Origin of the sequence: Streptomyces sp. SP18BB07, assembly GCF_036322545.1 — a bacterium.
In the GTDB taxonomy this organism is placed as follows: domain Bacteria; phylum Actinomycetota; class Actinomycetes; order Streptomycetales; family Streptomycetaceae; genus Streptomyces; species Streptomyces deccanensis.
Genome location: NZ_JAQYWT010000367.1, coordinates 365,738 through 381,263, shown reverse-complemented (window position 1 = coordinate 381,263; position 15,526 = coordinate 365,738). Strand labels below are relative to the sequence as shown.

Genomic DNA, 15,526 nt, shown 5'->3' with positions numbered 1-15,526 from the left:
TGCTATCGCCAGGGGGCGTCTCGGGTGCGGGTCCGGTGGGGGCTGGTCGCGCAGTTCCCCGCGCCCCTGAAAAGCCGGGGCTGGCCCCGTGCTTTTCGGCCCGAAAGGGCCGTAGGCCCTTGAGGGACGCGGGGAACTGCGCGAGAAGCCCCACCGGACCCGCACCCGACAACGCACCCCCCGGCCGCTACGACTCCGGCAACGAAGGCGCCGTCTTCGCCGGTGTCGTCTCCAACCCCTCCAGCGCGATCCTGATCGCCTCGTCGAGCTGGGGATCACGCCCGGCCGCGTAGTCCTGAGGCGCCTGGACGACCTCGACGTCGGGGTCCACCCCGTGGTTCTCGACGCCCCACCCGTACCCCTCCAGCCAGAACGCGTACTTCGGCTGTGTCACGAGCGTCCCGTCGACCAGCCGGTACCGGCTGTCGATCCCGACGACCCCGCCCCACGTCCGCGTCCCGACCACCGGCCCGATCCCGAGCGCCTTGATCGCCGCGTTGACGATGTCCCCGTCGGACCCGGAGAACTCGTTGGCGACGGCGACGACGGGCCCCCGGGGCGCGTCGTCGGGGTAGCTGCTCGCCCGCATCCCGCGCGGCAGGTCCCATCCGACGATCCGCCGGGCCAGCTTCTCCACCACGAGCTGGGAGGTGTGCCCGCCCCGGTTCTCCCGGACGTCCACGACCAGCCCCTCCCGCGCGACCTCGATCCGCAGGTCGCGGTGGAGCTGGGCCCAGCCGGAGCCGACCATGTCGGGGACGTGCAGATACCCGAGACGGCCGCCCGACTTCTCGTGGACGTACGCCCGCCGGTCCGCCACCCACGCGTGGTACCGCAGGGGCTCCTCGTCGGAGATGGGCACGACGACGGGGTGCCGCAGATCCCCGCCGCCCGACGGCAGCACGGTCAGCTCGACCGCCTTGCCCGCCGTGCCGACCAGCAGCGGTCCGGGCCCGGCCAGCGGATCCACCGGCTGCCCGCCGACGGCGATGATCGCGTCCCCGGCCCGTACGGCCACCCCGGGCGCGGCGAGCGGCGAGTGCGCGTCCGGGTCAGAGGTCTCCGACGGCAGCACCCGGTCGATGCGCCACAGCGGGGTGCCCTGGGGACCGTCCTCGTGCCGGGAGATGTCCGCGCCGAGCAGCCCCTGCCGCCGGTCGCCGGAGCCGCCCCGGCCGCGCGGGGTGACGTACGCGTGGGAGGTGCCCAACTCGCCCTGTACTTCCCAGAGCAGGTCCACGAGGTCGTCGTGGGTGGCCACCCGCTGAAGGACGGGGCGGTAGCGGTCCAGGACGCCGGACCAGTCGACTCCGCCCAGGTCGGGCCGCCAGAAGTTGTCCCGCATCAGCCGGCCGGTCTCGTCGAACATCTGGCGCCACTCGGCGGCCGGGTCGACGGTCCGCCGGACGCGCGAGAGGTCGACGGTGATGTTGGAGTCGCTGTCGTCGTCGCCCGAGGCGCGCCGGTCGCTGGGGACGACCTTGAGCTTGCCGTCGGTCCACAGCAGGACCCGTTTGCCGTCGCCGCTGACGGCGAAGTGGTCGGCGTCGGACGCCAGGTACTCCAGGCGCCGCTGGGCGAGGTCGTACCGCTCCAGGGAGGTCTTCGGGTCCGGGTCGTCGGGCGTGGCCCGCAGGTGGCCGAGGACGCCCGTGACGGGGTGGCGCAGCCACAGCACGCCGTCCTTGGCGGCGCGGAGCGTGGAGTAGCGGGCGGCCTCGACCGGGAAGGGGACGATCCGGTCGGCGAGCCCTTCGAGGTCGATGCGGGTGGTCGGGGTGCCCTCGCTGTCGGGGGTCTCGTCCTTGTCGGGCGCCTCGAACGCCCGGCCGTGGCGCTGCGGTCCGAAGGGGGACGGGGTGGTCGCGGCGAGCGTGATGAGGTGCGGGCGGGCGCCGCTGACGAAGTGCAGGTCGAAGACGTGTTCGTCGTAGACCGGGTCGAAGGCGCGTGCGGAGAGGAACGCGAGGTGTTTGCCGTCGAGCGTGAACGTCGGCGAGAAGTCCTGGAAGCGCAGCGGGGTCGCCTCGGTGACGGACAGGTCCGCGGTGTTGGCGAGCTTGAGCTGACGCAGCGGGCGCGGGCCGGGGTGCGACCAGGCGAGCCAGGCCGAGTCGGGCGAGAAGACGAGCCCGGTCACCTCGCCGTCCTCGCTGCGGTCCACCTCCCGTACCTCGCCGCTCTCCCGCTCGACGAGCAGTACCCGGCCGTCGTCGGCGGCGACGGCGACCCGGCTGCCGTCGGGGGCCACGGCGAGCCCGAGGACGCGGCCCAGCTGCCCGGCGGCGAGCCGGCGCGGGGTGGCGCCCGGTCCGACGCCGGTGGACGGCGCGAACTCCAGCGCGTCGTCGCCCTCCGCGTCCGTCACCCACACCACCCACTCCTCGCCCTCCACCCGGAAGGTGCGGGGCAGCCGGGCCCGTACGCCGTCCTCGGCCACGAGCGCGCGGGCGGGGCCGGAGCGGTGGGTGATCCAGTGGATCGAGCCGCGCACGGAGACGGCGCTGCCCCGGGCGGTGTGGTCGGGCGAGGCGGAGCCGAACCAGCGGGAGGCGTTCACCGGGAACGGCTGCAGGTCCACGCGCTGCCCGCCCAGCCGGATGTCGAGCCTGCGCGGCTCGGCGCTGTCCAGGTCGTCCAGCAGCCACAGCTCCCCGGCGGACGCGTACACGACCCGGGTGCCGTCGGTGGCCGCGTGCCGGGCGTAGAAGCCGTCGATCGGGGTGTGCCGGCGCAGATCGGCGCCGTCGGAGAGGGAGGAGTAGAGCGCCCCGACGCCCTCGTGGTCGGAGAGGAACGCGATCCGGTCCCCGACCCACATCGGGTATTCGAGATTGCCGTCCAACTCGGCGTGCAGGCGCACGAATTCCCCGGCGCCCTCGGCTCCCTCGTCGGCCCGGTCGATCCACAGCTTGCCCGCCGTGCCGCCCCGGTACCGCTTCCACCAGGCGGCCTCGCGGCCCATCGGCGCGGACAGCAGCACCGTGGCGGGCCCGTGGGCGACATCGCCGACCGGCCCGTACGGCAGGGTGGTGGCCGGACCGCCGTCGAGCGGCACGGCGCGCGCCCAGCTCCGCCGGAGGCTGGCCTGGCCGTGGGTGCTGAGTGCGAGGACCTGGCCGTCGGGGGTCCAGCCGCGCACCTGGGTGCGCCAACTCCCCCAGTACGTCAGGCGCTTGGCCGATCCGCCGTCGACGGGCGCGATATGCACCTCGGGCGCGCCGTCCCGGGTGGAGGTCCACGCGACGGTGGTGCCGTCCGGCGAGATCCGGGGATGGTTCACGGGTACGTTGTCCGCGCTGACCCGCCAGGCACGGCCGCCGTCCAGAGGCGCGACCCACACGTCGTCCTCGGCGGTGAAGGCGACCAGGTCGCCGTGCAGATGCGGATACCGGAAATACGCGAGCTGAGTCACCCGGTCACTGTAAGCAGCGTTCGGTCTGATGGGGAGGGGTTTGGATCATGTCCCTCGCACCGGGCCCGAGTCGCCCCGGGCCATGCCTCACTTGCCCTCGGGCACGCACGCCGGGTCCTTCTGGCACCAGATGGTCTGGGTGACGGTGACCGTCGCGGTCGGGCCCGGCTGCCCCGGTGCGCCCGGCTGCTCGGACTCGGGGGCGTCGCAGTCACCGAGCCCCTCGACGTGGAACCACTCCTTGCCGTCGACCTTCGCGGTCAGGTCCCCGCGTACGCACCTGCCGTTGACCTCTTTGGTCACCTTCCCGGTGACGGTGATGTCCCGGCCTTCCTTGTCCTCGCCCTGGCAGTCGACCTTCGCGACGGTGGCGACCGAGGAGGACGGCGACGCGGATCTCCCGCCGCCCTCGCCGTCGCCGTCGTACGACGCCGTGCAGGTGAGCCACTGGACGTCGAGGCCCTCCCGCTCCAGCTCCTTGGTGGCGAGCTGGTCCGTGGTGAACGCGACCGCGCCGGTGTTGAGTCCGCCGCCCTCGCAGGCCACCAGCCCCGCGACCGCGCAGACCCCGAGCCCGGCTCCCAGCAGGAGCCGACGCCCGCCCGTCCGGTACGCCCTGAGACGCTTCCATGCCCCCATGCCCGGCAGCCTGCCACCGCCCGCGGCGGCACGGAAGACCGCGTGCGGCCGTGCCACCGGGACGGGGGACCGGGCGGGGGACACCGGCGGGGGGCGTCAGCCGCTCATCAGCAGCCATTCCTGCAGCTCGACCAAGTTCCCCTCGGGGTCCTTGAGATGGGCCACCCGCATCCGGTCGGTCATCTGTGCGGGTCCGTGCAGAAGCCGTACGCGGAACGAGGTGATGCGCTCGCAGTACGCGTCGAGGTCGTCGACGCGCAGGACGACCAGCGACCGGTGTCCGTTCGCCGCGTCGGCCAGCTCCCCGAGCACCTCGGCCATCATCGCCCGGTCCTGCAGGGCGATCCCCGCGGACCCGACGGCGGGGCTGAACTTCTCGTACGGCCCGTCGACCGCCCCGGACTGCGGCTTCAGCCCGAGCACATCGGCGTAGAAGCGGTAGCACACGGCGAAGTCGGAGACGAGCAGTCTTACCTGGGCGAGTTCCACGATGCTCCCTGAGGGGTCGGGGACACCGGTCGGGACCGGGTGGCGGTCAGGACCAGCGTCCGGTTCGGCCCAGCAGCAACGCCCCGGCCGCCGTTCCGGCGGTCGACGTGCGCAGCACACTGGGCCCGAGTCGGTACGCCCCCGCGCCCGCCTCGCCGAAGAGCGCCAGCTCCTCCGGCGACACGCCCCCCTCGGGCCCCACGACGAGCACGATCTCCCCGGCCGTCGGCAGTTCCGCCGTGGCCAGTGTCTCGTCGCCGCTCTCGTGCAGGACCGCGGCGAAGTCGGCCTTCGCCAGCAGTTCCGCGACCTGCTTGCCCGTGGCCGCGTTCGCGACCTCGGGGAACCGCGTCCGGCGGGACTGCTTGCCCGCCTCCCGGGCGGTGGCCCGCCACTTGGCGAGGGCCTTCAGCCCTCGGTCGCCCTTCCACTGGGTGATGCAGCGGGCGGCGGCCCAGGGCACGATCGCGTCCACACCGACCTCGGTCATGGTCTCGACGGCCAGTTCGCCCCGGTCGCCCTTGGGCAGCGCCTGGACGACGGTGATCCGGGGCTGCGCGGGCGGCTCCTCCCGCAGCTCCCCCACATCCATGACGACCAGCCGGTCCTTGCCCTCGGCTGCCTTCACCACGCCTTCCACCCACCGGCCCCGCCCGTCGGTGAGGACCACGTCCTCACCGGGCCGCAGCCGCTTCACGGAGACCGCGTGTCGCCCTTCGGGGCCGTCGAGCACGATCTCCGAGCCCCAGCCGTCGAACCGGTCGACCACGAACACGGGTGCGGTCATCGCCCCTCACTCCCGGCCTGACCGCCCTGGCCGCTGCCGACCTGGGCGGAGGCCCGCTCGGCCTGTGCGGCGGCGATCTCGGCGGCCAGTACCTCGACCAGTTCCCCGGCGGGCAGCGCGCGGGCCATCCGGTGGCCCTGCCCGGCCCACAGTGCCATGCCCTGCGCGTCCCTGGCCTGGGCGGCGGCCTTGCGCAGCGGCGAGGTGAGGTGGTGGACCTCCGGGTAGGCGGCGGGCGCGTACGGGCCGTGCTCGCGCAGGAACCGGTTGACCAGGCCCCGGGCCGGGCGGCCGGAGAAGGCGCGGGTCAGCTCGGTGCGGACGAAGAGAGGGTCGGTCAGGGCCTGCTTGTGCACGGCATGCGCGCCGGACTCGGCGGTGGCGAGGAACGCCGTACCGAGCTGGGCCGCGCTCACGCCCGCCGTGAGGAGGGCGGCGATCTGGCCGCCGCGCATGATGCCGCCGGCCGCGACCATCGGCAGCGCCACGGCCTCGCGGACCTGGGCGACGAGCGAGAGCAGCCCGATGCCGGCGCGGTCCCGCTCGGGGTCGTCGCGGTGGGTGCCCTGGTGGCCGCCGGCCTCCACGCCCTGCACGATCACGGCGTGGGCCCCGGACCGCTCCACGGCCTGCGCCTCCTCCGCCGAGGTCGCGCTGACCAGGGTGAGGGTGCCCTTGCGGGCGAGGGAGTCGATGACCTCGGGCGTCGGGCAGCCGAAGTGGAACGACACCACCGGCACCGGGTTGTCGAGCAGCACGGCGAGCTTGGCCTCATAGCCGTCGTCGCGTCCGCTGTCCGGGTCGCCCAGCTCGGCGTCGTACCAGGTGGCCTCACCGGCGAGCTGCTCCGCGTAGACCTCGACGGCGGCGGGCTCGGCGTACTCCGGCTGCGGCATGAAGAGGTTCACGCCGAAGGGGCGGGAGGTGAGCGCCCGGAGCGCCTTGATCTCCTGGTACATCCCGTCGGCCGTCTTGTACCCGGCGGCGAGGAACCCCAGCCCGCCGGCCTCGGACACGGCGGCGGCCAACCGCGGCACGGACACGCCGCCCGCCATCGGGGCCTGCACGATCGGGAGCGGGACGAGATCGGTCAGTGCGGAGGACATGACGGCATGGTGCCACGCCCTCCGGGTGGAGCCGAATCGGGGACGGGGGGTTGTTCGTCGGGTGCGGGCGGGTGGGGGCTGGTCGCGCAGTTCCCCGCGCCCCTGAAAAGCAGGGGCTGCGCCCCGTGCTTTTCACCCCCGCAGCCCCGTCGCTTTCCAGAGCCCGCAGGACCATGGTCTTCCAGGCCCGCGGGCCTGGTCCTTCAGGGGCGCGGGGAACTGCGCGAGAAGCCCCACGCAGCCGCACCCGACGACGCACCCACTCAGCGCGCCCGCCAACACACCCACTCAGCGCCCGTTGAACGCGTCCTTCAGCCGAGAGAACAGCCCCTGCTGACCGGGCTGGAACTGCCCCGTCGGCCGCTCCTCCCCCCGCAGCGCGGCCAGCTGCCGCAGCAACCCCTCCTGCTCGGGGTCCAGCTTCGACGGCGTCTGCACCTCGACGTGGACGATCAGATCCCCACGCCCGCCACCCCGCAGATGAGTGACACCGCGCCCGTGCAGCGGGATCGACTGCCCGGACTGCGTGCCGGGCCGGATGTCGACCTCCTCCAGCCCGTCCAGCGTCTCCAGCGGCACCTTCGTGCCGAGCGCCGCCGCCGTCATCGGGATCGTCACCGTGCAGTGCAGATCGTCGCCGCGCCGCTGGAACATCGGGTGCGGCAGCTCGTGGATCTCGACGTACAGGTCACCGGCGGGACCGCCACCGGGCCCGACCTCGCCCTCACCGGCCAGCTGGATCCGCGTGCCGTTGTCGACACCGGCCGGGATCTTGACCGTCAGCGTCCGCCGCGACCGCACCCGCCCGTCGCCCGCGCACTCGGGGCACGGGTTCGGGACGATCGTGCCGAAGCCCTGGCACTGCGGGCAGGGCCGGGAGGTCATGACCTGACCGAGGAAGGACCGCGTGACCTGCGAGACCTCACCACGGCCCCGGCACATGTCACAGGTCTGCGCGGTGGTGCCGGGAGCGGCCCCCTCGCCACTGCACGTCGTACAGACGACGGCCGTGTCGACCTGGATGTCCTTCGTCGTGCCGAAGGCCGCCTCGTCGAGGTCGATCTCCAGCCGGATCATCGCGTCCTGGCCCCGGCGCGTGCGCGACCGGGGGCCGCGCTGGGACGCCGTACCGAAGAACGCGTCCATGATGTCCGAGAAGTTGCCGAAGCCACCCGCGCCGAAGCCGCCCGCGCCTCCGCCGCCGGCCTGGGACAGCGGGTCGCCGCCGAGGTCGTAGACCTGCTTCTTCTGCGGGTCCGACAACACCTCGTAGGCGGCGTTGATCTCCTTGAACCGCTCCTGTGTCTTCGGATCGGGATTGACGTCCGGGTGCAGCTCGCGAGCGAGCCTCCGGAACGCCTTCTTGATCTCGTCCTGGGACGCGTCGCGGCGCACGCCGAGCACGGCGTAGTAGTCCGTGGCCACTTAAGACTCCGCCAGGATCTGTCCGACGTACCGTGCCACCGCTCGTACCGCTCCCATCGTTCCCGGATAGTCCATGCGCGTAGGTCCGACCACGCCCAGCTTCGCTACTGCCTCGCCGCCCGAACCGTAGCCGACGGAGACGACGGACGTGGAGTTGAGTCCCTCATACGCGTTCTCATGACCGATGCGTACGGTCATGCCCGAATCCCCGGCCTCACCAAGCAACTTGAGGAGGACGACCTGCTCCTCCAAGGCTTCCAGAACGGGCCGGATGGTGAGGGGGAAGTCATGTCCGAAGCGGGTGAGATTGGCGGTACCGCCGATCATCAGCCGCTCCTCGCTCTCCTCGACCAGTGCCTCCAGCAGGGTGGAGAGCACCGTCGAGACCGTGCCCCGGTCCTCGACGTCGAACGCCTCCGGCAGGTCCTCGACCAGCCGGGGCACGTCGGTGAACCGGCGGCCCGCGACCTTGCTGTTCAGCCGGGCGCGAAGGTCCGCGAGTGACGTTTCTCCGAAGGGCGCCGGGCAGTCCACCAGCCGCTGTTCCACCCGTCCGGTGTCCGTGATCAGCACGAGCATCAGCCGGGCCGGGGCCAGCGACAGCAGCTCCACGTGCCGCACGGTCGAGCGGGTGAGCGACGGGTACTGCACGACGGCGACCTGCCGCGTCAGCTGCGCCAGCAGCCGCACGGTCCGCGCCACCACGTCGTCGAGGTCGACCGCGCCGTCCAGGAAGTTCTGGATGGCGCGCCGCTCGGGCGGGGTCATCGGCTTGACGCCCGCCAGCTTGTCGACGAAGAGCCGGTACCCCTTGTCGGTGGGGATGCGGCCCGCGCTGGTGTGGGGCTGGGCGATGAAGCCCTCGTCCTCCAGCGCCGCCATGTCGTTGCGGACGGTCGCCGGGGAGACCCCCAGGTTGTGCCGCTCCGTGAGCGCCTTGGAGCCGACCGGCTCCTCGGTGCCCACGTAGTCCTGGACGATGGCGCGCAGCACCTGGAGCCTGCGTTCACTGAGCATCGTCGCGCACACCTCCAGCTCGCTCTCGTGTGACTCCCCCTTGGCACTCACCCCGGGCGAGTGCCAACACTCCCCGCCCAGTGTACGGCGGTGGGGTACGCCCCCGGCAAGGCCGGTCCAGCCATGTCATGTCGACGTGTACCGACCTGTCCGCCGATGTCGGGCCACCTCGCGACCACCGCCGGGCGGCAGGTCGCGCGACCTCCCTCACACCCTCCCCGCGCCCTCCTCGCGCCCTCCCCGCGCCCTCCTTCACCGGCGGGCGCCGGGCTACAGCTAGCGTCGGTGCATGACGGTGACTTGGGAAGAGTGCGGGTGGCAGGGATTGACGCCACGGGTCGGACGGTGCCGTCTTCCCGGCTGGGACTGCACGGTCGGGCTGGTGGCCGGGGACGGCGCGGCCCTGATGATCGACGCGGGTTCCAGCCTGCGGGAGGGCGCGCGGTTGCGCACCGAGGCGTGCCGACTGCTCGGTGGCGCGCGTGTGACACATCTCGCGCTGACCCACCCCCACTTCGACCATGTCTTCGGGGCGGCCGCGTTCGCCGGGGTGGAGGTCTTCGGCGCGGTGGGCGTCGACGGTGTCCTGGCCCGTGACCGCGACGCCCTCCGCGCGGACGCCGTGCACCACGGTCTGCCCCCGGCGGACGCCACCGAGGCCGCCGACCTCCTCGTCCTGCCCCGCCACCGGGTCTCCGGCGAGTGGACGCTCGACCTGGGCGGCGGTCACCAGGTGCTGCTGGCGAACGTGGGGCCGGGGCACACCGCACACGACCTGGTGGTCCTGGTCCCGGGCACACCGGCCACCGGGGGGTCCGTGGGTTCTCCGGAGGTCGTCTTCTGCGGGGACCTGGTCGAGGAGTCCGGCGAACCCCAGGCCGGCCCCGACGCCGTCCCGTCCCGCTGGCCGGACGCGCTGGACCGTCTGCTGGCCCTCGGCGGCGAGGACGCCCTGTACGTCCCCGGTCACGGGGCGGTGGTGGACGCGGCGTTCGTCCGGGCCCAACGCGACGCCCTGGCACGGCGCTTCGGCGTGTCGGACTGAGTACGGCGTATCCGGGCGCCGCTTCTCCTATCGTCATCCGAATGCGCCAGTACTCACCCGACCTGACCCCTCCCTGGAAGAAGCCCCAGCCGGCCCCCGAGGTCCCGGCCGACCCCGGGCTGGTCGTCGAGGAGCCCACCACCGGCTTCTGCGGCGCGGTCATCCGCTGCGAGGCGGGCACGGTGACGCTGGAGGACCGCTTCGGCAAGCACCGCGTGTTCCCGCTGGAACCCCGGGGCTTCCTGCTGGAGGGCCGGGTGGTGACGCTGGTCCGCCCCGCGTCGTCGGCCCCCGCCCGCCCGTCCCGCACGGCTTCCGGCTCGGTGGCCGTCCCGGGCGCCCGCGCGCGCGTGGCCCGGGCCGGCCGCATCTACGTCGAGGGCCGCCACGACGCGGAACTCGTCGAGAAGGTCTGGGGCGACGATCTGCGCGTCGAGGGCGTGGTGGTGGAGTACCTGGAGGGCGTGGACGACCTGCCCGCGATCGTCGCGGAGTTCGCACCGGGGCCGGACGCGCGCCTCGGGGTCCTGGTCGACCATCTGGTCCCGGGCAGCAAGGAGTCCCGTATCGCGCGGTCGGTGACGAGCGAACACGCGCTGGTCGTGGGGCACCCGTACATCGACATCTGGGAGGCGGTGAAGCCGTCGTCGGTGGGCATCGCGGCGTGGCCGCGCGTGCCGCGCGGGCAGGACTGGAAGACGGGGGTCTGCCGGGCGCTGGGGTGGCCCGCGGAGAACACGGGGGCGGTGTGGCAGGCGATTCTGGCGCGGGTCGGCTCCTACAGGGATCTGGAGCCGGAGTTGCTGGGGAGGGTGGAGGAGTTGATCGACTTCGTCACGGATAGCGGTGAGGCCTGATGCCGGGCAGTGTGCCGAAGTCGCTCGTATCCAGCTCGACTCCCACGCTCTCCAACGCCACCGGGTCACCGAACTTGACGACCTGCTGCGTCAGGTAGTTGGCGTCTTCACCCACGCCCTCAGGCTTCGTCAGCAGGACACACTGCGCCATGATCGGATCGACGATGAGATATGCGGGCACCTTGCCCGCCGCATAGATCGACCTCTTCACCTCGTAGTCCTGGTGAACACTGGACTTGGAGACGACCTCCACCACCATGGTGACCAATGCGGACGGCAGCAGTCGGCCCGAGTCAGGCAAAAGGTCCCGGGCGACGATCACGAGATCCGGCACCGGTTCACTGGGCTCAGTCGGGATGTCGACGTCCTGCGTCTGAAGACGAGACCAGCGCGATCGCGGAATCTGGTCCTGCACATCGGCGACGATCAAGTTGTGCACGATGTCAGGGCTGGCCATCATCACGATGACTCCCCGGAGAAGCTCCACCTTGACGCCCTCGGGAGGCTCAAGCTCCTCGAAGTACCTGGTCATGTCGCGTTCGTCCACAGCGGTCATCTCCATGGCCTCCATATCCGCCGCGTACTGTCGGCGGCAGACTACGAATCAGGTTAGGGACCGAACCTCCGTTTCGGGGTGATTCACCCACCCGAGTGATCAGTCCACCAGATCCCGCACCACCGCGTCCGCCAGCAACCGCCCCCGCAGGGTGAGCACCGCGCGCCCCTCCTCGTACGGGCCCGGCTCCAGGAGGCCGTCGGACAGGGCACGGCCGGCCGCCGCGAGGCCCTCCTCCCGCAGCAGCGACAACGGGCACCCCTCCCGCAGCCGCAGCTCCAGCAGGATGCGCTCGACGCGGCGGTCCTCGTCCGCCAGCAGCTCACGCCCGGCGCCCGGCGACTTCCCCGCCGCCAGCGCGCCCGCGTACGCCCCGGGGTGCTTGAGGTTCCACCAGCGCACCCCGCCGACGTGGCTGTGGGCACCCGGCCCCGCGCCCCACCAGTCGGCGCCGCGCCAGTACAGCTCGTTGTGGAGGCAGCGCCCGGCGTCGGACGTGGCCCAGTTGGAGACCTCGTACCAGTCGAACCCGGCGGCCGAGAGCATCTCCTCGGCGATGAGATAGCGGTCGGCGTGCACGTCGTCGTCGGTCATCGGGACCTCGCCACGGCGGATGCGCCGCGCCAGCTGCGTGCCCTCCTCGACGATCAGCGCGTACGCGGAGACATGGTCCGGCCCGGCGCCGAGCGCGGCGTCCAGGGAGGCCCGCCAGTCGTCGTCGGACTCGCCGGGCGTGCCGTAGATCAGGTCGAGGTTGACGTGGTCGAAGCCGGCGGCGTGCGCCTCCGCCACGCACGCCTCGGGGCGCCCCGGCGTGTGCGTACGGTCGAGGATCTTCAGCACATGCTGCCGCGCGCTCTGCATACCGAACGAGAGCCGGTTGAAGCCGCCCGCGCGCAGGGTCTCCAGATACGCGGGGTCGACCGACTCCGGGTTCGCCTCGGTCGTCACCTCCGCGTCGTCCGCGAGACCGAACTCCTCCCGGATCGCCCCCAGCATCCGTACGAGGTCGTCGGCGGCGAGCAGGGTCGGCGTGCCGCCGCCGACGAAGACCGTACGGACGGGGCGCGGATCGTCGCCCATGACCTTGCGGGCGAGGCGGATCTCGTCGACGACCGTGTCGGCGTAGTTGTCGCGGGAGGCGAGGACGCCGCCGGTGCCGCGCAGCTCGGTGGCGGTGTAGGTGTTGAAGTCGCAGTAGCCGCAGCGGGTCGCGCAGTACGGGACGTGGAGGTAGAACCCGAGGGGACGCTCGGCCGCGTCGGCCAGGGCGTGCGCGGGCAACGCCCCGTCGTCGGGGACGGGCTCGCCGTCGGGGAGTGCGGAAGGCATGTCCTCCATTGTCCAGCAACCCCGCCGGTCCTCGGTCCGCCCTTGATCCACCGTCGTCGTGCCCGTGCTCCGGCCCGGCTTCGGCCCGGCTTCGGCCCTGCTCCGGCCCTGCCCCGGCCCTGCTCCGACTCCTGCTCCGGCCGCTACTCCGCCCGCAGCACCAGCAGCGCGAGATCGTCGTCGGGTGGCCGTTGCCCGAACTCGTGGACGAGTCGGCGGATGCGTTCGGCGATCAGCTGGGCGTCGAGGCCGGCGCAGCCGGAGAGCGCGGTGGCGAGGCCGTCCCCGTCGTCGAACATGTGCGGGCCGCTGCGCCGCTCGGTGACCCCGTCGGTCACGCAGAGCAGCGTGTCGCCGCAGCGCAGCTCGAACGTCTCGGAGACGTACTCGGTGTCCTCGATCACCCCGAGCAGCGTCTGCGGCTCGGCGACGGTCCGGACGTCGCCGTCGGGGCTCAGGAGCAGGGGCAGGGGGTGGCCTGCGGAGGCGAGGGTGCAGCGGACGCCGCCGGGGACGGGGACGAGTTCGCCGTAGAGGAGGGAGAGGAAGCGGGTCTGGGGGCCGTCGGGGTCGACGAGGGCGGGGTCGCCGGCCGTGACGAGGGCGCGGGCGGCGGCGTCGGCGGCCTCGGTCGCGTCGTCGAGGAGGAGCTGGTTGAGGCGGTCGAGCACGTCCGCGACGCCGTAGCCCTCGCGGGCGAGCAGCCGCAGCCAGGGGCGGGCGAGACCGATGACCACGGCCGCCTCGGGGCCCTTGCCCTGGACGTCGCCGATGGCGAAGCACCAGCGGCCCCGGCCGGCGGGGAACAGGTCGTAAAAGTCGCCGCTGGGTCCGCCCTTGTCGCACGGCTCGTACACCAGGGCGCTCGACACTCCGGGGATCTCGGCGACCGCGCCCGGCAGCAGGCCGCGCTGGAGCACGCGGCTGATGGTCGCCTGGCGTGCGTACTGGCGGGCCGCCCCGATCGACAGCGCGATACGCCGGCTCAGGTCCTCCACCAGCCCGGTCACCTCGTCCGGGAACCGCAGCACCCCGGCCCGCCCGATGACGAGCGTCCCGAGCGGCCGCCCTCCGGCGATCAGCCGATAGGCCAGCGCGGCCCCGCCACCGCGCTCCCCGGCCGACAGGCCGTCACACTCCCACACCGCCCCGCCGTCACGCGGCCCCGCAGATCCACCGCCCCGCGTCCCCGCCGAACGGTCGCCCTCCGCCTGCACCGCCCCGCCGTCACCCGTCCCCGCAAGCCCGCTGCCACAGCTCCCCGGCGGTGGGCCGCTGCCGGTATCTCCCGGGCCTCTTCGGCGGTGCCCCGTCGGCGAGTCCTCGTCCGTCTCCGCCGGTCGGGCGTCGATCGCCCCCTCCGGCCGGACGCCGTCCGTCTCCCCCCGCCCGTCGACACCCGTCAGCCCCGGCCCGCCGGCACCCGCCTCCACCGCGCCGCCCTCGCCCGACCCTGCAGACCCGCCCACGCCCGGCCCCGCAGACGCGCCTCCGCCTTGCCCCGCAGACGCGCCCCCGCCGCACTCCGTCGGCCCGCAGCCGTCCGTTCCGGGCGGCCCGTTCTCGTCGGCCGGTTCCGGCCACGGTACGGGCACCGCCCGCGACCGTACGGAGTCGGGCAGTCGGGGTGGGTTCTTCTCCAGGGCGCGGCGCAGTTCCTCGATGCGGTTCTCGCTGCCGTGCCAGACGCGGGCGAGCCGTGGTGCGGGACCGAACGAGCCGTCGCCACCACGCCAGCCGAGCCCCTCGTCCTCCAGCCACACCGCGCACCAGTCGGCCAGCCTCGGCACCAGCAGCTGCCCGGCGAGCGCGGCGACCAGGTCCTCGTCCAGCTGCCCGGCGAGCAGATCGGACGCCTCGGCCAGGAAGGACAGCGCGCCCCGGTTCAACCACTCCCGGTCGCGCTCCACACCGTGCCGGGGCAGGGGAGCGACCAGATCGACCGGGTCCGAGCCCTGCTCACGGACGCCCTCGGCGCCGTATCCGACGCGACCGGCGTACGCCCGCGCACCATCGGGTCCCCGCGCCTCTTCCGCACCGGCGTACGCCAGCGCGCTGTCGACGCCCCGCAGCTCCTCCTCGCCGGCGTACGCCAGCGCACGCCAGTCCGCACCCCCCGCAGTCCCCTCGACGGCCCTCTCGGCCGCCTCGGCTCCTCCGGTTCCCTCGACCCCCTCGGCCCTCTCCGCCCTCCCGGCCTCCGGCCCCGAGACCTCACCGCCGTACGCCCCGAACGCGTCCTCCACCGCCATCGCCCCGTCGACCGACAGCCGGGCCCAGACGGTCTTCACGCCGGTCCGGTAGGTGATCCCCCAGGCTTCGGCGAGCGCGGCGACCAGGCGCAGGCCGCGTCCGTACTCGGCGGCCCCGTAAGGCCGTTCGACGAGGTAGGGGCGTTCGGCGCCCTCGTCCCGTACCGCCCTGGAGGGATGGTGGTCCGAGACCTCGACGAGCAGCCATCCGGCGGAGGCCGGGTCGTCGCGCCCCACACGGCACAGCAGCTCCACGTCCGTGCCCGCGTGGACGACGGCGTTGGTGACCAGCTCACTGACCACCACGAGGGCGTCCTCGACGAGGCGCGCGGAGAGGGCCGTGGCGCCCGGCAGATCGAGTTCGGCCCACTCCGCGAGCGCGGTACCGACGAAGCGCCGGGCGGCCCCCGGCGCGAGCGGCCCGCCGGGCAGCGACACATGCACCACCGCGCGCCGGTCCGCGCCCGCGTACGCGGATTCGGCAGCCAGCGCGTCCGCCCCGACGCGCGCGGGCGCATCGGGCGCACACGACACGGTCTCCCGTTGCGTCGGAATGGCCCCCACTGAACGGCTCCCTGAGAAAGTTCGGACGAATAGGCCTCAGGC

At 73.2% G+C, this 15,526-nt stretch carries 12 protein-coding genes; 2 read left to right on the top strand and 10 right to left on the bottom strand.

All coding sequences use genetic code 11. From position 1 onward, the window contains the following. Positions 1-187: 187 nt before the first annotated feature. The 7 genes from PUR53_RS45185 to hrcA form a co-directional block, all read right to left on the bottom strand. Complete coding sequence (locus PUR53_RS45185; RefSeq protein WP_329912342.1) at positions 188-3,415, bottom strand: S41 family peptidase; 3,228 nt, start codon at positions 3,413-3,415, stop codon at positions 188-190. 87 nt (positions 3,416-3,502) lie between these two features. Next, positions 3,503-4,054, bottom strand: coding sequence for a hypothetical protein (locus PUR53_RS45180; RefSeq protein ID WP_329912341.1), 552 nt, complete (start codon positions 4,052-4,054; stop codon positions 3,503-3,505). Between the two features lie 96 nt (positions 4,055-4,150). Continuing rightward, positions 4,151-4,543, bottom strand: coding sequence for a VOC family protein (locus tag PUR53_RS45175; RefSeq protein WP_329899426.1), 393 nt, complete (start codon positions 4,541-4,543; stop codon positions 4,151-4,153). Between the two features lie 46 nt (positions 4,544-4,589). After that, positions 4,590-5,330, bottom strand: a complete 741-nt coding sequence (locus PUR53_RS45170; RefSeq protein ID WP_329912340.1) for a 16S rRNA (uracil(1498)-N(3))-methyltransferase — start codon at positions 5,328-5,330, stop codon at positions 4,590-4,592. Further along, positions 5,327-6,436 (bottom strand): nitronate monooxygenase, encoded by a 1,110-nt coding sequence (locus PUR53_RS45165; protein ID WP_329899428.1) that lies wholly within the window; start codon positions 6,434-6,436, stop codon positions 5,327-5,329. The genes PUR53_RS45170 and PUR53_RS45165 overlap by 4 nt, the downstream gene beginning before the upstream one ends. A 288-nt stretch (positions 6,437-6,724) precedes the next feature. Next, on the bottom strand, positions 6,725-7,861 hold the full coding sequence (gene dnaJ, locus PUR53_RS45160; RefSeq protein WP_239754198.1) for a molecular chaperone DnaJ: 1,137 nt from the start codon (positions 7,859-7,861) through the stop codon (positions 6,725-6,727). Further along, on the bottom strand, positions 7,862-8,878 hold the full coding sequence (gene hrcA, locus PUR53_RS45155) for a heat-inducible transcriptional repressor HrcA (RefSeq protein WP_045557495.1): 1,017 nt from the start codon (positions 8,876-8,878) through the stop codon (positions 7,862-7,864). A gap of 289 nt (positions 8,879-9,167) precedes the next feature. Here hrcA and PUR53_RS45150 point away from each other — a divergent pair, with 289 nt between their 5' ends. Next, a complete protein-coding gene (locus PUR53_RS45150) occupies positions 9,168-9,923 on the top strand; it encodes an MBL fold metallo-hydrolase (protein ID WP_329899429.1) in 756 nt (251 codons plus the stop codon). Positions 9,924-9,964: 41 nt separating this feature from the next. After that, on the top strand, positions 9,965-10,780 hold the full coding sequence (locus PUR53_RS45145; protein ID WP_329899430.1) for a DUF3097 domain-containing protein: 816 nt from the start codon (positions 9,965-9,967) through the stop codon (positions 10,778-10,780). Here the strand turns inward: PUR53_RS45145 and PUR53_RS45140 are convergent. The 3 genes from PUR53_RS45140 to PUR53_RS45130 form a co-directional block, all read right to left on the bottom strand. Further along, positions 10,758-11,336: a Uma2 family endonuclease gene (locus tag PUR53_RS45140; protein WP_329899431.1), complete on the bottom strand. Its 579-nt coding sequence runs from the start codon at positions 11,334-11,336 to the stop codon at positions 10,758-10,760. The genes PUR53_RS45145 and PUR53_RS45140 overlap by 23 nt on opposite strands. A gap of 99 nt (positions 11,337-11,435) precedes the next feature. Beyond that, complete coding sequence (gene hemW / locus PUR53_RS45135; protein ID WP_329912339.1) at positions 11,436-12,668, bottom strand: radical SAM family heme chaperone HemW; 1,233 nt, start codon at positions 12,666-12,668, stop codon at positions 11,436-11,438. Between the two features lie 143 nt (positions 12,669-12,811). After that, on the bottom strand, positions 12,812-15,484 hold the full coding sequence (locus PUR53_RS45130; protein WP_329912338.1) for an ATP-binding SpoIIE family protein phosphatase: 2,673 nt from the start codon (positions 15,482-15,484) through the stop codon (positions 12,812-12,814). Between the last annotated feature and the right edge of the window lie 42 nt (positions 15,485-15,526).

What these genes read in the sequence shown, in the direction of transcription:
- PUR53_RS45180 (WP_329912341.1), bottom strand. Translation starts at nt 4,054, where the DNA reads ATGGGGGCATGGAAGCGTCTCAGGGCGTACCGGACGGGCGGGCGTCGG.
- PUR53_RS45170 (WP_329912340.1), bottom strand. Translation starts at nt 5,330, where the DNA reads ATGACCGCACCCGTGTTCGTGGTCGACCGGTTCGACGGCTGGGGCTCG.
- PUR53_RS45165 (WP_329899428.1), bottom strand. Translation starts at nt 6,436, where the DNA reads ATGTCCTCCGCACTGACCGATCTCGTCCCGCTCCCGATCGTGCAGGCC.
- hrcA (WP_045557495.1), bottom strand. Translation starts at nt 8,878, where the DNA reads ATGCTCAGTGAACGCAGGCTCCAGGTGCTGCGCGCCATCGTCCAGGAC.
- PUR53_RS45150 (WP_329899429.1), top strand. Translation starts at nt 9,168, where the DNA reads ATGACGGTGACTTGGGAAGAGTGCGGGTGGCAGGGATTGACGCCACGG.
- PUR53_RS45145 (WP_329899430.1), top strand. Translation starts at nt 9,965, where the DNA reads ATGCGCCAGTACTCACCCGACCTGACCCCTCCCTGGAAGAAGCCCCAG.
- PUR53_RS45140 (WP_329899431.1), bottom strand. Translation starts at nt 11,336, where the DNA reads ATGACCGCTGTGGACGAACGCGACATGACCAGGTACTTCGAGGAGCTT.
- hemW (WP_329912339.1), bottom strand. Translation starts at nt 12,668, where the DNA reads ATGCCTTCCGCACTCCCCGACGGCGAGCCCGTCCCCGACGACGGGGCG.